The sequence below is a fragment of the Bradyrhizobium sp. CCGUVB23 genome, assembly GCF_024199885.1.
GTDB lineage: Bacteria > Pseudomonadota > Alphaproteobacteria > Rhizobiales > Xanthobacteraceae > Bradyrhizobium.
This window is the reverse complement of record NZ_JANADQ010000004.1, coordinates 49381-64402: the sequence shown is the minus strand read 5'-3', so window position 1 is coordinate 64402 and position 15022 is coordinate 49381. Positions and strand designations below refer to the sequence as shown.

General features: G+C 57.2%; 7 protein-coding genes and 8 pseudogenes. 7 read left to right on the top strand and 8 right to left on the bottom strand.

Annotation, left to right across the window (positions count from 1 at the left end; all coding sequences use genetic code 11):
- Positions 1 to 39 precede the first annotated feature (39 nt).
- On the bottom strand, positions 40 to 963 hold the full coding sequence (locus NLN62_RS52435) for a hypothetical protein (RefSeq protein WP_254114428.1): 924 nt from the start codon (positions 961 to 963) through the stop codon (positions 40 to 42).
- 151 nt (positions 964 to 1114) lie between these two features.
- Here NLN62_RS52435 and NLN62_RS52430 point away from each other — a divergent pair, with 151 nt between their 5' ends.
- Both NLN62_RS52430 and NLN62_RS52425 read left to right on the top strand, forming a co-directional pair.
- The gene (locus NLN62_RS52430) at positions 1115 to 1321 is read left to right on the top strand and encodes a hypothetical protein (protein ID WP_254114427.1); all 207 of its coding nucleotides are present in this window, start codon (positions 1115 to 1117) and stop codon (positions 1319 to 1321) included.
- Positions 1322 to 2045: 724 nt separating this feature from the next.
- Positions 2046 to 2804: a response regulator gene (locus NLN62_RS52425; RefSeq protein ID WP_256576132.1), complete on the top strand. Its 759-nt coding sequence runs from the start codon at positions 2046 to 2048 to the stop codon at positions 2802 to 2804.
- Here NLN62_RS52425 and NLN62_RS52420 read toward each other — a convergent pair.
- Positions 2769 to 3014, bottom strand: a pseudogene (locus NLN62_RS52420) (transposase); the annotation flags it as partial. The gene NLN62_RS52425 and the pseudogene NLN62_RS52420 overlap by 36 nt on opposite strands.
- 83 nt (positions 3015 to 3097) lie before the next feature.
- Here NLN62_RS52420 and NLN62_RS52415 point away from each other — a divergent pair.
- Positions 3098 to 3205: pseudogene (locus NLN62_RS52415) on the top strand (transposase domain-containing protein); the annotation flags it as partial.
- A gap of 982 nt (positions 3206 to 4187) precedes the next feature.
- Here the strand turns inward: NLN62_RS52415 and NLN62_RS52410 are convergent.
- Positions 4188 to 5195, bottom strand: a pseudogene (locus NLN62_RS52410) (IS256 family transposase); the annotation flags it as partial.
- On the opposite strand from NLN62_RS52410, the gene NLN62_RS52405 reads away from it, so the two are divergent.
- The 3 genes and pseudogenes from NLN62_RS52405 (at position 5094) to NLN62_RS52395 (ending at position 8555) form a co-directional block, all read left to right on the top strand.
- Positions 5094 to 5354, top strand: a complete 261-nt coding sequence (locus NLN62_RS52405; protein ID WP_254114484.1) for a hypothetical protein — start codon at positions 5094 to 5096, stop codon at positions 5352 to 5354. The pseudogene NLN62_RS52410 and the gene NLN62_RS52405 overlap by 102 nt on opposite strands.
- Positions 5355 to 5855: 501 nt before the next feature.
- Entirely contained in the window at positions 5856 to 7052 is a 1197-nt protein-coding gene (repC, locus tag NLN62_RS52400) for a plasmid replication protein RepC (protein ID WP_254114426.1), read from the top strand.
- A gap of 362 nt (positions 7053 to 7414) precedes the next feature.
- A pseudogene (locus tag NLN62_RS52395) lies at positions 7415 to 8555 on the top strand (IS630 family transposase).
- A gap of 57 nt (positions 8556 to 8612) precedes the next feature.
- Here the strand turns inward: NLN62_RS52395 and NLN62_RS52390 are convergent.
- Positions 8613 to 10010, bottom strand: a pseudogene (locus tag NLN62_RS52390) (IS701 family transposase).
- A 152-nt stretch (positions 10011 to 10162) separates the two neighbouring features.
- Here NLN62_RS52390 and NLN62_RS52385 point away from each other — a divergent pair.
- Positions 10163 to 10939, top strand: a pseudogene (locus NLN62_RS52385) (IS5 family transposase).
- Between the two features lie 102 nt (positions 10940 to 11041).
- Here NLN62_RS52385 and NLN62_RS52380 read toward each other — a convergent pair.
- From NLN62_RS52380 to NLN62_RS52365, 4 genes and pseudogenes are all read right to left on the bottom strand, one after another.
- A pseudogene (locus tag NLN62_RS52380) lies at positions 11042 to 12001 on the bottom strand (group II intron reverse transcriptase/maturase); the annotation flags it as partial.
- A 76-nt stretch (positions 12002 to 12077) separates the two neighbouring features.
- Complete coding sequence (gene ltrA, locus NLN62_RS52375) at positions 12078 to 13340, bottom strand: group II intron reverse transcriptase/maturase (protein ID WP_254114424.1); 1263 nt, start codon at positions 13338 to 13340, stop codon at positions 12078 to 12080.
- Between the two features lie 552 nt (positions 13341 to 13892).
- A pseudogene (locus NLN62_RS52370) lies at positions 13893 to 14195 on the bottom strand (group II intron reverse transcriptase/maturase); the annotation flags it as partial.
- Positions 14196 to 14704: 509 nt separating this feature from the next.
- A complete protein-coding gene (locus tag NLN62_RS52365) occupies positions 14705 to 15022 on the bottom strand; it encodes a LexA family transcriptional regulator (protein WP_254106498.1) in 318 nt (105 codons plus the stop codon).

Sequence of the window (15022 nt, the reverse complement as noted above, 5' to 3'; positions counted from 1 at the left end):
TTTACCGAGCCACCTCTTTGTGCCGCGAACGGTTTACACTCATCCAGCCAAGTTGGAATGTTCTCTGCTTCTGTCAGATGCCATCAAATCTGCTCGTGCGCTGTTGTATGCTTCGCTGATGGATTCTCCGATGGGACGAATGGCATCCACTTGCTCACGTGCACTACCTTCCCATGGGGCTACTCCCACATCCACGATTGACTCCCAGATCTCCTGGAGTCTCTGGCCCAAATCCGCATTCTGCGGCTCCGCTGCATGTCCAGATGCGGATCGAGAGGTCGAAGTCAAGCTGGCATCCAGATGGTGGGATTGAGCGGCACACACTGAAAACAGGTCCGGATTGGTTCGCATCGCATCGAGAGTCTTCACTTTTTGGTCTGCATTCAAATGGTCATATCCTGTTAGAAGAGCTTGGGCTGCACAGTGGCGACTTTGTTGATCCACCCAGTCTTGACCTTCCTGCCCAAACAGTTCGATCGCCCTATTGACGAGGCGGTCTTTGTTTCCATCGTCAAGGTCACCTAGGCGGGTCGCTATACTGGCGATAGTCTGAGCCTGGTCAACCGCGCGAGACAAGATAAGAATATGATTGACGAAAGCCGACTTGCTCTCAACAGACTGAAATTTAAGTATAGCTCCAACGGATTGGGCGCGATGTGAGGGGGCGGAAAACTCATCTTCATGTTGCTGGGGCAGCTGCGCATTTTCCGGTAACCCTTCCGAGGGTATCGCGATGCGATGCAGAACCCTGGCACATTTGACGAGTTGCTTGAGCCGACGGCGAAACGTCTTAATGGAGGCTCCCTCAACCTCCTTTTGGACTGAGCGACTCACGAGTCTAAGATTTGTGAGGTTTTTTACTGTTTCGAGCGGATCGTCCGTGGGTAACCGCTTCGCCACCTCGCCGAATACCTCATTCGGCAAGTCAGCCACTCGTCTGACACCACCGCTATCTCGATCCATTGATCAGAATCTCCACGCTGCTGTAAGGCTAACATCTAGAAGGATCGGTTGAACCTGCTGTCGCGTTACACATGTAGTCGATTGGAACCGTCAAGCGAACGAAGTGGATCCGCCGCGAAACGATTCGCAGCTATGGCGAGATCGTTTATCGATGACGGTGAAGACCGGCCGGAAGGATGCGCACGGCATCGCGCAGCTTGCGAATGGGTTGGTATCGCCCGGTGTATGCCAGATCATCGCCGGCCTACGATACGCGCGCGCTCAGTTGGTCGGCCGCAAGCTTTTGTGGAGCAAGATTCTCGGCGTCAAGCTCAGCATTCGCGGCATTATTCGCAGCTATGGGGCTCAAGGTGGGTGAGGTGAGCCGCAGCTGGTTTGATGCACGCATTCGGGAACTGATCGCCGGACACGCGACGTTGTCGATCGTGACCGGTGGAATGCTGGCGACACGAGCGTTGTTGTGGAGCGAGTTCACGAAGCTTCACACGCCGCCGACAAGGTCTGCCGCCCGTTGATGTCGACTCCTGGCGTGGGCGCGCGTTGGTCGCTCTGACCTACCGTTCAACCGTGGATGATCCAACATGCTTTCGAAAGTCAAACGTAACCGGTGTGAGCTCGGCGGTGATCCGCGGGCGCGTGCGTAGCGGATTGGAATCCAGTATTGGCGCATGGCTTCGACGGCTCCGGGAATATCCAGGTAGGCGTTGCGCAGAACGTCTCGGGTCACGCGGCCGGTCTGCGGTGGTCCGAGTAGCGGCTACCCTGATCGCAGCGATCACCCACGAAAATAGGACAATTCAGGCGACCCGGGGCCAACTCAAACCGATTAGCGCCGATGCCTATCGTGGCTTCATCGACCGCTCGCCCGGCCGTCGCAATACCCCATAGTACCAGACAGCGGCACGACTGTCCTGTCACAACAAAACTGCTGCTCATTGACGCTCCCAGGCCTCGCCTTCAACAAAACGCTTGCGCGCGAGAGGCCGTAGCGGCAATTATCACCACGCTTCGTCACTGATGCGACGATCCTGACCGTCGCGCGCCTCCATCTGGAATGCCAAGCGATCTTGAAGGCTTAGTCGTTGAAACACGTCCTTGTCATCGATGACGATGCCCCTATGAGGCACCTGATCGCAGATTATCTTGCGATGCATGCCCTTAAGGTAACGACAGTAGCCGATATTAAGCAGTTCAATCGCGTGCTCTTGTATGAGCCCGTCGATCTCGTAGTCGTTGATCTTAACCTCGGTCGTGAGGATGGACTCGAACTCGTCCGCAATCTGGCCATAAGGTCCGATGTGCCAATCATCATAATCAGCGGCTATCGTCTGGAGGAGGCCGACAAAGTCGTTGCACTGGAGCTCGGAGCTACTGACTTCCTTGCCAAGCCTTTCGGAATGCGCGAGTTCCTGGCGCGTGTTCGCGTGGCGCTGCGTGCGCGACACGTCACTCATCGAATAAAAGATCGACGTTGTTTTTGTTTCGCTGGCTGGACGCTTAACGTTAAACAACGTCGACTTACTTCCGAACAGAGTGGCGAGGTAACGCTGACGGCAGGTGAGTTCAACCTTCTAGTCGCCCTCCTGGAAAAGCCACGCGACGTTCTATCCAGAGAACAGCTTTTGATTGCGAGCCGAGTGCGCGAAGAAGAGGTCTATGATAGAAGTGTTGATGTCCTCATCCTCCGCTTGCGCCGAAAGCTTGAGTCTGATCCGGCGAACCCTAGTCTGATTAAAACGGCACGGCGTGCCGGCTATTTCTTCGATGCTGACGTAGATACCTGTCTGGATCGTCCAGGGATCACCGGCGGCCATTTGAACCGGGATGAACGCCGGGCGTGAGGACGGCCGCAGCGACCTGGTCGCGGTGTGCTTCTTAATCCACTTCCGAAGGAGGTTCGTGTTGACCCCAGGTTCGAGTGCAAGTCTCGATAGCGAAACTCCAGGCTCAAGGCAGGCCGTGACAAGACGCTCTTTCGATGCCGCCTCGTAGCGCCGGCGACCGTTCCGGCCAACAAGCCTGACCCGCAGTTTCTGATCATCGTCTGCCACAAGGTGAGGTGTCCACCTATTTGGGTGGACACCTCATGCATCAGAGTACTCAAAAGCAAAAGGTGCGGAGAAATTCGCGCTTACAGATGAATGTCGTCGATCCGCAAGCCTGGCTCGCTGACGTGCTGGCCGGACTTCCAGATTACCCTGTCGACAGAGTCGCCGACCTGCTCCCATGGAATTGGAAGGCGACTCGACAGTCCAAAGCGCCGGGAATCCCACTTCATTGCAAACCCTTTGCCGCCACGACGTCGGTGCCGCGGAAGGCGAACCGCGGCGCCGGCGAGAAGATGTCAATGACCGTGAGCACCCGGAGCTTGCTTCCAGCTCAATGCGGATCTTCTCTTCCGCCTAATAATGCCGGCGGGTCTGCCGCCGAATGTCCTTTTTCTAGAACTTGTTCCGCTGGTGCTATGCGCGGTTGGGATTTCTGTTTCATGTTCGCTCCCTCCGCAAAATCCTTCCGTTTGTCTCACAGACCCTGACGGCTAACAGACGGACACTCAAGCTCCAAATCCGTGCAATCTTGAATGCCTCCAAGCCTCGAAAAACGGACGCTCGCTCAATCGCTTAAAGCCTAGTTCACCGGCGACTCATTAAGCTATGGACATGAATCAACATGTGGCGAAACGACACACAAGTGGTTGCGAAGGTAAACCTAACCTCACAATTCCGTATGTATGTTTGCGAAGTTGCGTCATGTGAACCGCCGGACGAATGCGCAAGTCACGACAAGAAAGATGTTAAAGCGAACTCCTGGTCATTCCCAGGTTCCCGTTGCCCTGTTCCAACCGCGACCGCGATCATCACGCCAACGGCAGTTGAGCGCCTTGCGGCTGAAGCTGAGCGACAGGGGGGGGGGGCGTGGCCGGGTCGAGGCCTTGGCTCGCCAGGATCCGCCGATCGCGAGCAGCGTCACTGTCGCGCTCGGCCCCTTCCAATTCCATGGGCAGCCGGTTGATTGATCGTTGTGCGTCTGAAGAGGATGCTCACGACCATGGCAACACTGGTGCAAATAGTGAAAATGAAACAACGTCGATCCAGTTACTTGGCTCGCCTGACACTCAGCGCCAACGGCAGGCCAAGCAGCGAAACCAGGGTTCCCATGCCGTGGGAGCATACCGTGTAACGGCCTCAGTTTGCCGCTCACATTTGTAGTTCGAGGGGCTCACCGATGATCTTGCGCAGCGAGCGATGCAACGCCTCGACCGCATTGGTCGTGTAGATGATCTTGCGGATGCCCGGCGCGAAGGCGAAGAACGGCACCACGTGCCCCCACGCATTGCGCCAGATCTGGCCGATGGCGGGATAGCGCTTGCCCCATTCGGCCTCGAACTCCGCAAGCGAGAGCGCCGCCGCGGCGGCGCTCTCGGCCCGATAGATCGCCTTGATCGAGGGCAGGATCGCCTTGCGGTCCTTCCAGGGGACGAAGGCCAGGCTGTTGCGGATCAGGTGCACGATGCAGGTCTGCACCAGCGTCTGCGGGTAGACCGATGTGATCGCCTCGGGGAAGCCCTTCAGGCCGTCGACCACGGCAATCAGGATGTCGTTGACGCCGCGCGCCTTCAGCTCGTTGACGACCCGCAGCCAGAACTTGGCGCCCTCAGTCTGCTCGATCCAGAGCCCGAGCACGTCCTTCTCGCCGTCGCTGTTGTAGGCGAGCGCAACGTAGACTGCCTTGTTCTTGATCAGCCCTTCGTCGCGGATCTTGACGCGCAGCGCGTCGAAAAAGACGATCGGGTACACGGCGTCGGTCACCCGGCTGATGAGATCGGGCGAGACCTCGGCGCCGTAGAGCTCGGCCAAGTGGCCCTGGATCTCCCGCACTGTCATGCCGCGGGCATAGAGGCTCAGGATCTTGTCGTCGAAGCCATCGAACCGGGCCTGCCTCTTGGCGATCAACTGCGGCTCGAAGCTGCCCGCCCGATCGCGAGGCACGGTAATCTCGATCTCGCCATCCTCCGTCAGGATCGTCTTCGAGCTCGTCCCGTTGCGGCTGTTGCCTGAGCCCCGGCCGGCGGGATCACCCTTCTCGTAGCCCAAATGCTCAGTCAGCTCTGAGCGCATCGCTCGTAGTCTTTGAATCGTCTTGGCGATCCGGCCAATCTCGGCGCGAGCGTCAGTGTTGGCGGGCGTGACATGCAGCGGTTGCTCAATCTGCTGGGAACTCACTTCAACAATATGAGCGTCAAAGAGTCTCAGTTTGAGCGCCACATACAGAGTTCAAAAACAGAATTTCTTATTGATTTTGAACCGACCTTCAAGAGGCTCGCCGGCGAAACCGGAATCAGCGCTTCGACCATCGCGATTAGAGGAAGGTTGTCCTCTCCTGATCAGTGATGGACGAAAACCCTCGCCGCCATTGTCGTCGGCTGCATCCCTCAACACGCGGTTGCGAGCCAGTCTGCGAGGGCACCTACTCGAATTGTCCCGAAGAAGCCCACGACCGAAGAATTCGTGCTCGGGCCTATCCTGAAGCATAGATCAAGCAGCAGACCTGTTGAGTTCAATGAGCGCGCGATTGCCGAGATTGGCTCCCTAATCGACATTGCTGTTCCTCAACCAGCGTCGAGCGGCTGCGACTCAATTTGAGAGGAGAATCGACGCACGAAGAATCGCGTCAAACGTCATCTTGACGCATGAGCTGACTTTCCGAGAGTGATTCGGGGCGACGGCGAGTATGACCGGCGATAAGTTTATGTTCATCCGCACGGCCTTCTGCGCTTCGCTCTCGACAGCGGGATAATTATATTGAATCATAATTCGTAAGAATCATAATAGATGGTCTTTGCCGTGCTTTCTTCTTGTCGAAGCCCCTCTCCTGGTGAAACGAGTCTGCAAATGGAGATGCTTGGCCAAAAGCCGATGGCCCCTTTCGGAGCGGGTAACCTATCGCTTGCTGTCGTTCGAGCGCAGCAGGAGCTCAAAGCTTGCGTGCCCGGAAAGTTCGTCCACAAATGGCAGGTGTTTCGACACATCTGCGCGGTCAGATCTCAACTCGGTGTGTCCGATCGCGCGCTCGCAGTTCTCGATGCCCTTCTGAGCTTTCATCCCGAAGCGGTCCTCGTCTCGGGCGCCGACGACCTCGTAGTCTATCCATCGAATCGTCAACTGGCCTTACGAGCGCATGGGGTTGCCTCCTCGACCCTCCGCCGTCATCTCGCCACTCTCGTCAAGGCGAGACTTGTTCTGCGGCGCGATAGCCCAAATGGAAAGCGCTACGCGCGACGCGGTGCAAGCGGCGCCATTGAACAAGCCTTTGGCTTCGATCTTGGTCCGATCGTCGCCCGGGCGGATGAGTTTGCTTGTCTGGCTGATCACGTTGCTAGGGAGCAACACGTCCTCGATCTGCTACGGAAGCAATTTACGCTGGTCCGCCGCGATATCGCCAAGATGATCGCGGTCGGTATGGAGGAAGGGGTCGATGCCGATTGGTCGGCGATCCACGGCAACTTTCGTGGTCTGGTCGGTAATCTCCCTCGTGTTCCATCCCGGGCGGATCTAGAGCCGCTTGTTCGCGAACTCATAGTTCTGGCTGCGGCTATCCTTGAGATTCTGCAGCGGCACCTCGCGCAGGGCGAGACTGCAACTGACACTCGGCGTTTAGACGATTGCGTGGAGTCGCAGCCGGAAACGCTATCGACGCGTCAGGCCGAGGGCGAACCGAACTTCAAGACCGGAACGAGCATGATCCCCATTCGGTTCATCGTCGAGGCTTGTCCGGACTTCCTGGACTATTCCAGCGGCGATATTCGGACCACTCGGGATATGATCGCTACTGCGCGCCTCGTTCGGCCGCTGCTTGGCATCAGTCAGAACGCTTGGGAGGAAGCCTGTTCGGTGATGGGAGAGGGGCAAGCCAGCACCACTCTTGCCGCAATCTTACAAAAGGGGGACTCGATCAAGAGCGCTGGTGGATATTTGAGAGCGCTGACACGACGAGCCTCCAGGGGTCAGTTTTCAATATGGTCCATGCTCACCGCGTTGAGGATGTGTCGAAAGCGTGAGGGGTCCCGTCACGGGATTGGCAGGAATTGAAGGTGGTGGAGCTGCACCAAAACTGCGTCAGAGCCAACTTTGGGTCTGACGCACATCTGATGATGTTTCTTACGAGCTTGCGGTTCTCCACGGGAGAATCAGCGCCATGCGAGCCGGTGTTCGAATTTCGTCGCTTGTACCGAGTGGGCTGGCTATCGAGAGCGTAAGTGATTTATCTGACTCGATTATTTAGTCGTCCGATCCGAAGGCGGCATGGCCGAGTGCCCATGGCGCGGGCGAGATCGCGCCGAATCCATAGCCGATATGACAGACTAGACGATCGATTCCAAGAAGCCTGCGCTGGAACTGATTGAGTGTTGGCGGATTCCTCGGTTGCGGTTGGCGCAACGAGGAGCGGTTTCATGGCAGGATGGCGGCAAGCGATCGAATTGGCGATGACCGACGATGAGATTGAAGCGCTGGCAGCTCTTTCGCGATCGAGAACCGAGCCATCGAGCCGGGTCTCGCGGGCGGAGATGCTGCTGGCCTACCGGGACAATCCGTCGTTCTGTGCTGTGGGGCGCAGACTTGGGGTCCATCACCAGACCGTCGAGCGCTGCGTCGAACGGGCGCTGGCCCACGGGGTGCTGGCAGCCCTCGACGATCGGCCGCGGCCGGGCAAGGAGCCCACGATCACGCCGGAGGCCAAGGCCTGGCTGGTGTCGCTGGCGTGCGACAAGGCCAAGGATCACGGCTATCCCCATGAATTGTGGACGACGCGATTGCTGGCACGCCATGCGCGCGAGCACGGACCGGCGGCCGGGCACAAGTGTCTGGCCAATTTGGTTCAGGGCACGGTGTGCAAGATTCTCGGCAAAGAGGAAATCAAGCCGCACAAGGTGCGCTACTATCTGGAGAACCGCGACGCCGAATTCGAACAGAAGATGGCCGAGGTTCTGTGTGTCTATCGTGAAGTCGAGGTTCTGAAAAAAGCCGCTGCCAGATCGAAGAGGGGCAAGCCGGTGGCAATCGTCTCCTGTGATGAAAAGCCGGAATCCAGGCTATCGCAACGACGGCGCCTGATTTGCCGCCCGAGCCTGGCGTCCACGCCACCTTTGCGCGGGATCATGAGTACAAACGTCATGGCACGCTCAGTCTGCTGGCCGGGATCGATCTGCTGACCGGCAAGGTCCATGCGCTCGTGAGAGATCGCCATCGCAGCCGAGAGTTCATCGAACTCCTCAAGCTGCTCGATGCCGCTTATCCGAGGGGCACCGCAATCAAGCTGATCCTCGACAATCATTCCGCGCACATATCGAGAGAAACCACAGACTGGCTCAACGCCCGACCCGTCGGACGCTTCGAGCTCACCTTCACCCCAAGCACGGCTCTTGGCTCAACCTGATCGAGGGCTTCTTCTCCAAGTTTGCTCGCTCGGTGTTGCGCCACATCCAGGTGACATCAAAACACGAGCTGAAGCAGCGCATCATGGCCGGCATCGACGACGTGAACCGCCATCCGGTCATCCACACCTGGTCCTATAAACTCGCCGAGGCCGCCTGATATGATTCGAACCAAGGAAACGCTCGACTAGTCTTACTGCGTCACAAATTTCGATAGCTACTTTGACGTGAGACTGCCCTGATGCAACAGGGGCATCGAGATAGTGTGGACGCGAGAGCGACGCTCAATCCTCGCCGAACGGTCGCGATCGAATTTGGAACGTGCCGTTCAGGCCGCAATGGCGGCCCCCTCGGGCGATAAGTTTCGGGAATTGTAATTTCTTTGAAAAGCCCGGCGGAACCTGTTGCTGAGGGGGAATCGTCTCCCGCTCGGAGACCAGGAATCCGTAGGCCGCGATGCACAGCGTTGCGTGATGGTGGAAGCCGCGCCAGCCTCGCCCCTCGAAGTGGCCAAGGCCGATCTCCTGTTTGAGTTCGTAGTAGTCGCGCTCAATGCGCCAGCGCAGCTTGGCGGTGTCGACCAGCTGACGGAATTCAATGTTCGCCGGAAGCGTCGAGAACCAATATTTGGTGGGTGCTTCCTCGCCCTCCGGCCATTCGATCAGCAGCCATTCCTCCGGCCGGCTTTCGGCGAGCCAGTAATCTCGATGTGCCGCACGGATGCGCACACGGGCAAAGCGCGAGGATAAGCGTTCTGCCGTCCCCTCACGCCACGTGATCTTGCGCCAAGCATCCATTGGCAGACCAATCGCAAGCTTCTTAACTGAGATCGGTTGATACTTGCCATCACGTCGCAGCAACTTCGGAGGTCGTCCGCTCCCCGACCACTTCTTCGGCGCCCGCGGCCAGTGCCAGGGCGCCATACGGACGTTTGTGGCTGGATGCCGGCCACATAGTTCAAGCCGAGATCTGTGATGTTCGTACGCAGATCAGTATCAGTACCATAGCCGGCGTCCATCAGCACTACGCCACGCGGCAAGCCCCCTGCACAGGCCCAGCGCAATTGCTCAAGCGCGATGGCCGGCTTGGTTTTGAAGGTGATCTCGTTGGGCACACCGGCTTTGCGCCGACGCGGACGGTCGGTCGCCCATTCCTTTGGTAGATAAAGGCGATACGCCACCGGCAGGCTCGCGTGATGGTTGGCAATCGAAAGGGTCACGGCGACCTGACAATTGTCTTGCTTGCCCAGTTGGCCGCAATATTGCCGTGCAACCCCGACCGAATGCCGCCCCTTCTTAGGAAAGCCCGTATCATCGATGATCCAAGCTTCGATCTCTCCGTGGCGTTCGATGCTCGGCAGCACTAACTCACGGACTTTGGCCAACACTTGCTGGTCCGACCAGTCGCCTTGACCGACAAAATGCAACAACGACTGGTGCTGCGCTGCTGTCCGCTCAGGAGCCGTGATGGCCGCCATCGGCTCGACACTCTTGCGATCGCAAGGCATCATCAGACCGGTGCAGTAATCGCGAAGCGGTTTGGCTCGGTCTGCGTGTCCGATCACGCTCGTAAGACCCTCAACATACGCCGAAAACCGCGACGCGACGTCCCCGATTTTGCCAGACCCATCTCAGCCTCTCCGCATGCTGAAAAGATGAGTCTTCTCAAATACATGATTCTTCTCGGTAAACGCCGCGACACTCTGACTCAGTAAGACTAGGTGTCTGTACCTAAATAGCGCCACGTGATTCTCTTGCCTCTGTGTTTTTGATTCGGGGGCGAGAGAATGCGTGCGGGTTTGTTTTGGCTGAATGACAGGCAATGGGCCCGTATCGAACCTCATCTGCCGACGGGACTGACGGGGCCGGATCGGGACGATGATCGGCGCATCATCAGCGGCATCGTTCACATGCTGCAATCGGGTGCGCGATGGCGTGATTGTCCGCGCGAATACGGTCCTTACACGACGATCTACAATCGCTTCAATCGCTGGGCCAAGCGCGAACGATGGTGCGCAATCTTTGAAGCCCCCAAGCCTGGCAAAGATGCCGTCGTGCTGTCGCTCGACTCGACTTCGATCAAAGCTCATCGGTGTGCCTCCGGCGGAAAAGGGGGGAGCACAATCAAGCAATCGGCCGCTCGCGCGGAGGCCGCACGACAAAAATCCATGCGCTGAGCGATCCGCTCTGCCGGCCGGTCGTCCTGCATCTGACTCCAGGCCAGGATGCCGATATCGCTGCGGCTCCCGATGTCCTGGCGCTCGCGCCACCCATGAGCGCGCTCCTCGCCGACAAAGGGTATGACGGCGACAAGCTTCGCGGCGAAATCGTTCGTCGCGGCGCAAAGCCCGTAATCCCCAATAAATCCAACCGCGTCGTCATCCATCGCTTCAACAAACGCGCCTACAAAGGCCGAAATGTCATCGAACGCTGCTTTTGCAGGCTCAAGGACTTCCGGCGCATCGCCACGCGATATGACAAGCTCGCTCGGAATTTCTTGGCCGCTGTTCATCTCGCCGCCCTCGTCGCATATTGGCTCAATTGAGCCTGGACCCTAGTGGTTCATCACAGGGGAGTAGCCCCGCGGAATTTCACCCCGGGGCTCTCGCAGAACCGGACATGACAGTCTCCCGTCATCCGGCTCCCATCAGGCAAACGTCCCAGTCATACCGAGTCGCCAGTGCACAAAGAGTTCCGCACTTTCCTTGACGAGTCTTAGGAAGAACTGACTCGCACCAGCTTTAGTGCGGCGGAAGCGCTTGAACTTCCGCACCGCCCACGCCACGAGCGTCTGATTGACGTATCGAAGGAAGGGATACAGTGCCGACCGAGTATAGCGCCCATAGTATGCAATCCATCCCCTGAGGAGAGGATTGATCTCTGAGGCTAGGTCCTGCAAGGACAGGTGTGTCTGCCGGCGCAAGTTCAAGGCCCGAATCGTTTCCCGCATGGTCTTCATTGCCGATGGACTGACTGCTGGAGTAAATCCTCCAAACAGCGAGTTGGTTCGGGAATTCATTACCTGACGGGAGCGAAAGCAAAATCCGAGGAAGTCAAAGCTGACATTCGGGTAGTTGCCTTTGCGATTCCCATCTCTGCAGTAGACGATCTTGGTTTTCGTTGGATGCATCTCCAGATGGCACTCTGCCAACCGGGCTTGAAGCTCAACCTTGAGGGTTTCTGCTTCTAGCTCGGTACGGCAGTGCACCAGTCCATCATCTGCATAACGGCACCACGGGAGGTCGGGGTGCGTCCTCGTCATCCAGAGATCAAACGCGTAATGGAGAAAAAGATTCGCCAGAGTCGGGCTGACCACTCCCCCTTGCGGGGTACCGCGGCTTCGCTCGATGATGGCTCCGTCTTCCTTCATCATGGGCGCCTTGAGCCATCTTTCGATGTACAACACAGCCCAGTTGCACGTTATGTGTTTCCGGACAGCCCGGAGCATCAAATCGTGGTCGATGTTGTCGAACAGACCCTTGATGTCAAACTCTAACACCCAGTCATACTTCCAGGACCGCTGTCGCGTGACCCCTACAGCATCCAGCGCCGATTTGTTCGGCCTGTACCCGTAGGAGTCTGGAAGAAAGATTGGTTCTAGAATCGGGCGAGTAGGCCGGCGGAATCTCACCACCGGCCTCTCTCAGATCCCAGCGTGAGGGTCTCCCCTCACTGGGCTCCCATCAGGCCAACGAGCCGCGTAGTCCGAGTTTCCAGTGTGCGAAAAGATCACTCCATTCTCGAGATAATCGAGCGATGATCTTTCCTGCTCGGGTCTTCCGTCCCTTAAAGCGCTTGAACTTCCGCATCAGCCACGCCCGGAGCGTCTGATCGACGAATGCCAGAAATGGGCCCAGAGCCGAGCGCGTGTATCGTCCGTAATAGGCAATCCACCCTCGAAGGAGCGGATTGATCTCACGGGCGATGTCTGCCAGCGACACCTGGGTTCTTTGGCGGATGTCCAAGTCCCGAATCGCCGAACGCATAGACTTCAACGCTGACGGGCTGACCGCTGGGAGAAAATTACAGAACACTTGCTTGCTCCGTGTATTTTCTGCCCGGCGGGGCTGAAAGCGATACCCGAGAAAGTCGAAGCTGACGTTCGAATATTCGCTGCGTCGGTTGCTGTCTTTGCAGTAGACGATCTTGCTCTTGGTGGGATGCATCTCCAGCCCGCACTCCATGAACCGAACCTGAAGATCGGCCCTTAGGGCCATCGCTTCCTGCTCAGTCCGGCAGTGGACTAGGCCGTCATCTGCATAGCGGCACCATGGGAGGTCAGGGTATTTCCGTGTCATCCAGAGGTCGAAACAATAGTGCAGGAAAAGATTGGAGAGAATCGGACTAACAACGCCCCCTTGAGGGGTACCGCGAGTTCGCTCGATCAACACTCCGTCCTTTTCCATGGGTACCTTGAGCCATCTTTCGATGTAGAGCAGAACCCATTTGCACGTTACATGCTTTCGAACCGCTTTGAGCAAAAGATCGTGCGGGATGTTGTCGAATAGTCCTTTGATATCGAATTCAAGAACCCAATCATACTTCCAGCACCGCTCGCGCGTAACACCCACGGCTTCCAGGGCCGATTTCTTCGGTCTGTAACCATAGGAGTCTGGAAGAAAAATTGGATCAAGAATCGGTTCAAGGTACTGCGCAACAACCATCTGCGCGATGCGATCGCTGACGGTCGGAATACCCAGAATCCTTTCGCCATCTCCTCCCTTTTTCGGAATAGAGACTGCACGCACTGACGGAGGAAAGTAGCTGCCCGAGCTCATCCGATTCCAGATCTTATAAAGGTTGCCCTTCAGATCTTTATCAAACTCCCCGAGCGTCTGCCCGTCCACGCCAGCCGCACCACGTTTGGATTTAACCGCTTTATAAGCCCGAACCACACTTCTCTTATCGATGCTAAACGGCTTGTCTGTCGTGATCGTCGTATTCATCCTGTCTCCAGTTGGTCCATGATCACAACCGTCCTGATCCGACCCCTTTGCTTCGGCCCCATTACAGAGCCTTCAACGCTCTTACGAGTCGGTCCGCCCCAGACCTTGGCATCGGTACTCTCGCCTCGCGATTTTGATCGCTTCAGCTTCTCCCTTGGCATCCAGAGTCTGGTTCCTGCAGTTCCACGCGAAAGCCTGCATCCGCTTCACGCCCCCTCTACGCCGGTTGCTGCCTACCCAGTAGTCAGGTTGCCGATAGGCTTATCCCAGAAGATTGAGCCGCCTCTGGTTTTAGCAACGTCCACCAGCTTTCGACGCGTCGTCGAGGGTTCATTTTCATTCGTCTCGCGAACGCTCACCTGCCCGAATTTCTCTTCGGACTTTTGATCCAACGCTCACGACCACACCTTTTGAGCGCAGCCGCTTGGACTGGTTTGGGGCCCGCGCCTGAACGCCGATCCCGGAGGGCCCACCCCCATCTTTTCGCGCAGCTTACGCACATGGCTAGGCGTTCATCTCGAACTCTCCTTTTCTATGCTGCTGCAGCACACGCTCAATGACCTGCTTGACCACCATCTGCGCGATTCTGTCGCTCACAGTGGGCACACCTAAAATCCGTTCGCCTCCAGTCTTCTTCGGAATGGAGACGGCGAGCACCGGTGGGGGAAAGTAGCTTCCCGAACTCATTCGATTCCAGATCTTATACAGATTTCCTGACAGAGCCTTCTCAAATTCGTCGATCGTCTGCTTGTCCACTCCGGCCGCGCCCTTGTTGGATTTGACCGCTTTGTACGCCTCGTACACGAGACGTTTCTCGATGTTGAACGGTTTGTTTGTCGCATTCGTCGAGTTCATCCTGTTTCCAGTTGTTTCGGTGAATGCCACCGCCTGACCCGACCCCTTTGCTCCAGTCCCATTACAGACTTTCAACGCTCGTACGGGTCGGTCCGCCCCAGTTATCCGCATCGGTACTCTCGCCTCGCGGTTTTGGCCGCTTGTGCTTCTCCCTTGGCATCGGAGAACTGGTTCCTGCAGTTCCGTGCAATCGCCTGTATCCGGTTCACGCCCCCTTTACGCCGACCGCCACCTGTCCAGTCATCAGGCCTCCGACAGGTTTATCGCAGGAGAATCACCACCCCTGGTTTTGACGGTACTTGAAAGTATAACGACGCGTGATCGAAGGGTTCATTTTCATTCGTCTCCCGGACACATACTGCGCGGGTCTTCCCCGCGCTTTGTCTTCAACGCTCACCACCACGGATTTTGGCCGCAGCAGCTTGAAGTGGTTTGAGACCCGCTCCTGAAAGCCGATCCCGAGGGGCCTACCCTCATCAATCGCACAGCTCGTCTTCAATTAGGCTAAGTCATTTCAACTTCTCCTCGTTCGTCAACTTCTGCAGCACACGTGATTTTGACGTTTTGATGCCGAGCCATTGGAGGATGGGCAAGTTTTCGGGTGGCAAGAGGATCTCGATGCTTCGTGCGACGCCAGGCTTGCGACGAATGAACCCGTTGCGTTCGAGGGTGACGATCATCTGGTGAACTGACGGTGGGCTGACGCGGAAGTGGCGCTGGATGTCGGCCTCGGCGGGCGGCTGTCCGAACATGTACGAATAGGTATGGATGAAAGCGAGATAGTGCCCCTGTTTCTCGGTGAAGTGCACGCCTGATTTTTGACTCAT